We start from the raw sequence: 6559 nt of genomic DNA on the forward strand, positions 1-6559 counted from the left end.
ATCTGGCGAGGCGGGTTCTGAGCTGGTGGGCGTCCACCCGTTCGAAGCGCCCGATTGGCTTGTCGCTGGCGGCGATCTCGCAGCGGATGGCGTTCATGGCGCGGATGTCGGTTTCAGTGAGCTCGAACGGCTGGCCGGGAACCTGGCGAAGTTCCTTCAGGATGGCGGGGATCTTCACGGTGATCTGCGCCTCGCTGTGGGGCTTCACCGTGACTGTGGCAGGGGTGGGCAGGGTAAAGGTCGGTGCGTCCTCACGCGTTGGGCTGGGTTTCGCCTCGGCGAGGCGGAGCGTGAGCACGCGTTGGGCGGCGTCATAGGAGATGCCGCGAAGCTCACTGATGACATGGAGCGGGACGGAGCCGGGATTCTCGACCGTGACGGTGACGTCGAACCAGATGTCGCGGTGACCATCCAGCGGGCTCGGCAGGGCGCGGCGGCGGGCCGAGAGGGCGATGTCCTTGATCGAGAGGTTGCTCGCCATGTTCGCGGTTCCCTGTCAGCAGCTGCAGCAGGGCGACGGGCCGGTTGGTCCGGTGCTGCCTGGTGGCACCATGCCGGTGCAGGTGGGCACTTGCAGGCCATCGCCAGCACCCTGGCCGCCATTGTGGTTGGTGGGGTCGCGCAGCGGCAGGCCCACCTGGCTGCGGTAGGTGTTCTCGTCCGTGATGGCCTGGAATTCCGGATCGGCGGCGTTGAAGGTGCCATTGGCCCGGTGAAAGGCGTGGGCGAGTTCATGGAACAGGATGTCGGAGCGCGGCAGCGAAATCTGGTTGCCGGCTGTGTCGAAGCCGAACATGGCGTTGTCGAAGCAATAGGCCACCTGGATCAGGCCATTGGCATCGGGTGGGTAGGTGGCGCCACCCACCAGGTTGATCGGGATCATGTTGCCCGCACCATCCGGGATGTTGGTGCCGTTGGGGACGGCGCTGACCACGATGTTTCCTGCCGACTGGACGAGCGCCTCGATACGGTCCTGACCGACGCCAGAGGAGGTCTTGGCGTAGGTGATGCTGTCAACCTGGGTTGTGGCTGTAGTGGTGCCGAGGGCGGAATCGCAGCGGGTAATGGTGAAGAGGTCCACCAGTGCCGCGCCGTCATTCGCGAGTTTGCTGAGGAACAGGGTCACGCGCACCTCCGAGGTTACACCAGGGGAAATATCCCCAAGTTGTAATATCCACCGAATGTAAACGCTAATTGACTTTGCGTCAATTCACTGCGGGGTCACGGACCCGTGACGACCGGGCTGTCCGGGTTGCCGCCCCATTCGGTCCATGAACCGTCATAGAGGGCGTGGTCGCGCGCGCCCGTGAGGGTGAGGCCCAGGGTGAGGATCGCGGCGGTGACGCCGGAGCCGCAGGAGGTGATGACGGGTTTGGACAGGTCGACGCCAGCCGCCATGAAGACTGCCTCGATTTCAGCCGGAGACTTGAGCGTGCCATCGGGGTTGAGGAGGCTGGCGTAATGGACGTTGTTCGCGCCCGGCATGTGGCCGGCACGGACGTGGGCGCGAGGCTCGACTTCCTCGCCGCGATACCTTGTGCCCGAGCGGGCGTCGGCCACCTGGGCAGCGCCCGACTTCAATGCGGCGGCGACTTCCTTCATGTCCTTCACCATGGAGCCCTTGAAGCGGGCGGTGAAGTGGCGCTCCTGGCGGGGCAGCGCCGGGCCGTCCTCGGTGGCGTGGCGTTCGGCAAGCCATTTCTTCAGGCCGCCGTCGAGGATGGCGACGTCATCATGACCGAAGACCTTGAACATCCACCATGCGCGGGCAGCGGAAAACAATCCAACCGTGTCATAGGCGATGATGCGCTTGCCGTCGCCGATGCCCATGCGGCGCATGCGCGAGGCGAATTTTTCCGGGCTCGGCAGCATGTGGGGCAGCGATGAAGCCGTGTCCGACAAGTCGTCGATGTCGAAGAACTGGGCGCCGGGGATATGGGCCTCGGCGAATTCCTTCTTGGCGTCGCGGTTGGCGGTGGGCAGGTGCCATGAGGCGTCGATGATGGCGATGTCGGGAGAGCCGAGGTGATCGGCCAGCCAGGCGGTCGAGACGATGTCGTTGCTCATTGGAAAGCCACCCTGATGCGGCGGTTGATCTTGCCCTTGTTCTCGATCTTCGAGACCACGACGGGTCCGATAGCGCCGGTTGATGACAGATGCGTGCCGCCGCAGGGCTGGAGGTCCACCTTGCCGTCAGTGCCGATCATCACGAGGCGCACGCGGCCCGTTCCCATCGGCGGTTTCACCGACATGGTGCGGATGAGGTGCTGGTTGGCCGCCATCTCTTCATCGGTGATCCAGCGGAAGGTGACGGGATGATCTTCGCTCACAAGCCGGTTGAGCGTGGCGGTGAGTTCCGTCTTGTCGGGGATCTGGCCTTCGGGAATATCGAAGTCGATGCGGCCGCCGTCCTCGCCGATGGCGCCGCCGGTGACGGGAAAGGGAACGGATGCGCAGAGGAGATGCATCAGCGTGTGGGCGCGCATGTTGCGGTAGCGGTTGTCCCAATCGAGGGTGAGCGTCACCTGCGTGCCGACGGCGGGCAGCGACTGACCCTCGGCGGGAACGTGGACCACGTCCTTCGCTTCGTCATAGACGGTGGTGGCGATGGTCACTTCGCCACCGTCCCATGAGAGTGTGCCCCTGTCGCCCGGCTGGCCGCCGGCCGTGGCGTAGAACACCGTGCGGTCGAGCAGGATGCCGCCCTTGTCGTTGATGGCGGTGACGGTGGCCTTGCAATCCTTCAGGTAGGCATCGTCACGGAAGAGGAGCGTGGCAGTCACGCGGGAACCTCTTCGCTCACGTTGGGAACATCCGGCACCTTCTCGAGCCATGCGGGCACGGGCAGGTTCTTCTCGCGCAGGAAGGCGGGGTTGAAGAGCTTCGAGGCATAGCGCGTGCCGTAGTCGCAGAGGATGGTCACGATGGTGTGGCCGGGGCCGAGCTCTCTCGCCATGCGGATGGCGCCCGCGACGTTCACACCCGTTGAGCCGCCCATGCACAGGCCCTCGTGCTGGAGAAGGTCGAAGGCAATCGGGATCGCCTCGGAATCCGGGATCTGGAACGCATCGTCGACGATGGCGCCCTCGAGGTTTGCCGTGATGCGGCCCTGGCCAATGCCTTCGGTGATGGAGGAGCCCTCGGATTTCAGCTCGCCGTGCTTGTAGTAATTGTAGAGCGCGGCACCCATCGGATCCGCCAGGGCGATCTTGATGTTGGGGCTGAAGGACTTCAATCCCATCGATACGCCGGCCAGCGTGCCGCCCGAACCGACCGCGGCCACGAAGGCATCAACCTTGCCGTCGGTCTGCTTCCAGATTTCAGGTGCGGTGCCCTCGATGTGGGCCATGCGGTTGGCAGTGTTGTCGAACTGGTTGGCCCAGACGGCGCCCATCGCCTTGGCGAGGCGGCCGGAATACTTCACGTAATTGTTGGGGTTCTTGTAGGGAACGGCCGGGATCTCGACGAGCTCAGCGCCCAATTGGCGGAGCGCGTCCTTCTTCTCCTGGCTCTGGGTGCTGGGGATGACGATCACCGAACGGAAGCCCATGGCGTTGGCCACCACCGTGAGACCGATGCCGGTGTTGCCGGCCGTGCCCTCGACGATGGTGCCGCCCGGTTTCAGCTCACCACGCGCGATGGCGTCACGGATGATGAAGAGAGCGGCGCGGTCCTTGACTGACTGGCCGGGGTTCATGAACTCCGCCTTGCCCAGGATGGTGCAGCCGGTGAGCTCGGAAGCCTTGCGGAGCCTGATGAGCGGCGTGTTGCCGATGGCGGCGATGACGTCTTGCTTGATATCCATGGCGCTAGTGATGCCCCAGCGGGCGAATTCCGTCAAATGCCGGGACGCTCTCTCTGCAACGAAAGAGGGCGCCGGAAATTCCGGCGCCCTCGGTCTGCTGTGCGCTGCTCAGTAGCAGGGCGGGTAGGGGTAGTAGCCGCAGGCCGGCGGCGGCGGGACATAGGGTGCGTAGGGCGCGTAGACCGGCGGCGGGTAGCCATACCAGCCGCGCTTGCCGTGGACGACATATCCGCCGGGGCCGACATACCAGTAGTCGATGAACAGCGCGGCGGGCCCCGAGACGCCCTTGAGGTCGCCTTCCAGCACCTTCGCGTCGAAGGTCAGCTTGTCGCCGTCGAGCTTGGGGTTTGAGATGACGACGACGGCATCGGTCACGCCGTCCTTTTCGCCGCCGAGGATCGAGATGGTGGCGTTCGGCGGATCCTTGGAGAAGCTGTCGTTGCCGTCGCTCCAGCGCGAGACGAAGAGCTCCGTGGTTTCGTGGCCGGCGGCGCGAACCGGGCGGTCGGCGAACACGATGACGTTGCCCGAGACACCTGTCAGCGTCAGCTTGCCATCGGCCAGCGTGGCGCCATCGGCGTTGAGCACGCCGAGCGATGCGACGGGTTCAGCGTTGGTCGGCTTGCCGATGGTCTTGGCCAGCGGCACATGCTCGTTGGTGGTGCCCGCGGCCTGGGCGAACGTCGCCGCCAGCACGAGGCCTGCGGACACGACCGCCATGCGGGTCAGTGCCTTGAAATTCATTGAAGTCTCCTTCGGTCTTGTTGCCTGCCGTTTCCAGCTCTTGGCCTGAGGCCCGAGGCTGAAGAAGACGCCGGCATCATGCCGGCGTCTTCAGAGTTGTTCCGTCTGCTCAGTAGCAGGGCGGATAGGGGTAGTAGCCGCAAGCCGGTGCCGCGTAGTAGGGGGCTGCCGCTGCCGCACCGATGGCCGCACCGGCGACTGCGCCAGCTGCAACGCCTGCCGCGACGGGCGCGCCATACCAGGCGTGGCCACCATGCCAGCCACCGCCGCCGGCGGCCCAACCACCATGGCCGCCACCTGCTGCGAACCAGTCGATGAACACGGCTGCAGGACCCTTGAGGCCCTTCAGGTCGCCTTCGAGAACATCCACGTCGAACACCAGGGTGGTGCCATCGAGCTTGGGGCTCTTGAGAACGACGACCGCATCGGTCACGCCGTCCTTGTCGCCGCCGAGCACGGAGACCGTGGCGTTCGGCGGATCCGACTTGAAGCTGTCCTTGCCGTCACCCCAGCGCGAGATGAAGAGGTCGGTCGTCTCGTGGCCGGCCGCGCGCACCGGGCGATCGGCGAAAATGATGACGTTGCCGGAAACACCTGTGAGGGTGAGCTTGTTGCCTTCGAGCGTGGCGCCGTCGGAGTTGATGACGCCGAGCGACGGCACGGGGCCCTGGTTCATCGGCTTGCCGATGGTCTTCTGCAGCGGAACGTGCTGGTTGGCCGGTTCGGCCGCACCGGCAACCGTTGCTGCCAGGGCGAGGCCCGCCGCCATGACTGCGACGCGGGAAAGAGTCTTGAAATTCATTGATGGTCTCCTCAGTCCTTCTGGTTTGCCGTGAGCGGGCGAAAACTGAGAAGGAGCAGTTCGCGCCGGATGCGTGCACGCTTAACAGACACGGTGGTAAGTCGCCACCAGATTGCGGCCAATTTGGGGGTGAAGCGATCGCGTTTGGCACGCCTTCATGACCGAGATATCAGGCCAAACCCGACGATTAGAATTTCATGATGTCAATAACGTGAAGGTATTGTCTCGTTCGCCGGGAGCCAGCCGGTTGAGCGGTGGTGTTTATGGACTTGCGGAGCAAGGACCGGATCCGGTGATGGTGGAGCCAGATCGGCAAGTGCCAAAACAACCGTGGATTGATTTGTTCGCTCTGAATTTGGAAAATCAATCCCTCTGCACCAGCCGTTGGCCTGCGGTACGGATCGCTTTGGTTGCGACGTTTTTTGGCTGGCCTCAACCCAAGCAGCTCTTGATGTTTGCCCGAACTCAAGGTCCCGATCTTTAGCTCGATTTTGTTGACTGGGCGCTGATGACTTCAGACAGGCGCGCCTCCAACTCGGAGATTTCCAGATCAGGAAAATAGGGCGCCAGGAAGCGAATGATAAAGTCGTGGTCGATAGGAAGCTCGATATCCTCAAGTACTACTTGGTCAAAAATGGTGTTCAAATCGAACATTCAAGCTCCCGAAGTGGCATTGCGGTTCAACCAAAGGCTTTCATTTCTCTAAGTAAATGTACCATGCGTTTAATGTGCGACAATATGGCAAATCTCACATCCTGAATGTTTTATCTTTCGCTAGCGTGCCGCCCCTCGCGTACAGAATGTTTATATATTATTCATTGTTGAACAGATGGTGGACACCGTTTGGGAAAGAGCAGCTTAAAGTTCGCCAGACGCGGTTTCGGACCGGCAGCACGGTTGGCTTGCCTTCTTTGAACGTGCGGTTGGAGTTTGCGGTCGGGATCCAATCGTGACAGTCAGTTCGGCCGGTCAACAAGCCTAGCATCTCATTTCGAATTGTCGTCACTTCATCCGCCAACCTTCACACATCGACGGCTGTCTGTGTCGGCAGGTTGTATGAGGGCGGAGGAAAGCCACGGACTTGTCGGTATGAAAACACGGATAAATGCCCGCCCGTTGAGCCCATTCTCTACCATTGAAATTATGAGAGAGCTGGCTCCCCGACCTGGACTCGAACCAGGGACAATTCGATTAACAGTCGAATGCTC

9 protein-coding genes are annotated in these 6559 nt (G+C 62.6%); 1 reads left to right on the forward strand and 8 read right to left on the reverse strand.

Features of this window, described 5'->3' with window-relative positions; all coding sequences use genetic code 11:
• From WCJ41_RS19505 to WCJ41_RS19535, 7 genes are all read right to left on the reverse strand, one after another.
• On the reverse strand, positions 1 to 481 hold a 481-nt coding region (locus tag WCJ41_RS19505), incomplete at its 3' end, for a hypothetical protein (protein ID WP_336907506.1).
• Positions 482 to 496: 15 nt separating this feature from the next.
• Entirely contained in the window at positions 497 to 1126 is a 630-nt protein-coding gene (locus WCJ41_RS19510; protein WP_336907507.1) for a hypothetical protein, read from the reverse strand.
• A 95-nt stretch (positions 1127 to 1221) separates the two neighbouring features.
• Positions 1222 to 2067, reverse strand: coding sequence for a 3-mercaptopyruvate sulfurtransferase (sseA, locus tag WCJ41_RS19515; protein WP_336907508.1), 846 nt, complete (start codon positions 2065 to 2067; stop codon positions 1222 to 1224).
• Positions 2064 to 2783 carry an alanyl-tRNA editing protein gene (locus tag WCJ41_RS19520; protein WP_336907509.1) on the reverse strand — a complete coding sequence of 240 codons (720 nt, stop codon included), beginning with the start codon at positions 2781 to 2783 and terminating at the stop codon, positions 2064 to 2066. The genes sseA and WCJ41_RS19520 overlap by 4 nt, the downstream gene beginning before the upstream one ends.
• Positions 2780 to 3805: a cysteine synthase A gene (locus WCJ41_RS19525; RefSeq protein WP_336907510.1), complete on the reverse strand. Its 1026-nt coding sequence runs from the start codon at positions 3803 to 3805 to the stop codon at positions 2780 to 2782. The genes WCJ41_RS19520 and WCJ41_RS19525 overlap by 4 nt, the downstream gene beginning before the upstream one ends.
• 108 nt (positions 3806 to 3913) lie before the next feature.
• On the reverse strand, positions 3914 to 4549 hold the full coding sequence (locus tag WCJ41_RS19530) for a hypothetical protein (RefSeq protein WP_336907511.1): 636 nt from the start codon (positions 4547 to 4549) through the stop codon (positions 3914 to 3916).
• A gap of 109 nt (positions 4550 to 4658) precedes the next feature.
• The gene (locus WCJ41_RS19535) at positions 4659 to 5351 is read right to left on the reverse strand and encodes a hypothetical protein (protein WP_336907512.1); all 693 of its coding nucleotides are present in this window, start codon (positions 5349 to 5351) and stop codon (positions 4659 to 4661) included.
• Between the two features lie 157 nt (positions 5352 to 5508).
• Between WCJ41_RS19535 and WCJ41_RS19540 the strand changes: the two genes are divergently transcribed.
• Positions 5509 to 5835 carry a hypothetical protein gene (locus WCJ41_RS19540; protein WP_336907513.1) on the forward strand — a complete coding sequence of 109 codons (327 nt, stop codon included), beginning with the start codon at positions 5509 to 5511 and terminating at the stop codon, positions 5833 to 5835.
• Here the strand turns inward: WCJ41_RS19540 and WCJ41_RS19545 are convergent.
• The gene (locus tag WCJ41_RS19545; RefSeq protein WP_336907514.1) at positions 5832 to 6005 is read right to left on the reverse strand and encodes a hypothetical protein; all 174 of its coding nucleotides are present in this window, start codon (positions 6003 to 6005) and stop codon (positions 5832 to 5834) included. The two genes, WCJ41_RS19540 and WCJ41_RS19545, sit on opposite strands and share 4 nt — an antisense overlap.
• Between the last annotated feature and the right edge of the window lie 554 nt (positions 6006 to 6559).

It is taken from the genome of Aestuariivirga sp., from assembly GCF_037139295.1.
Classification (GTDB): Bacteria; Pseudomonadota; Alphaproteobacteria; order Rhizobiales; family Aestuariivirgaceae; genus Aestuariivirga.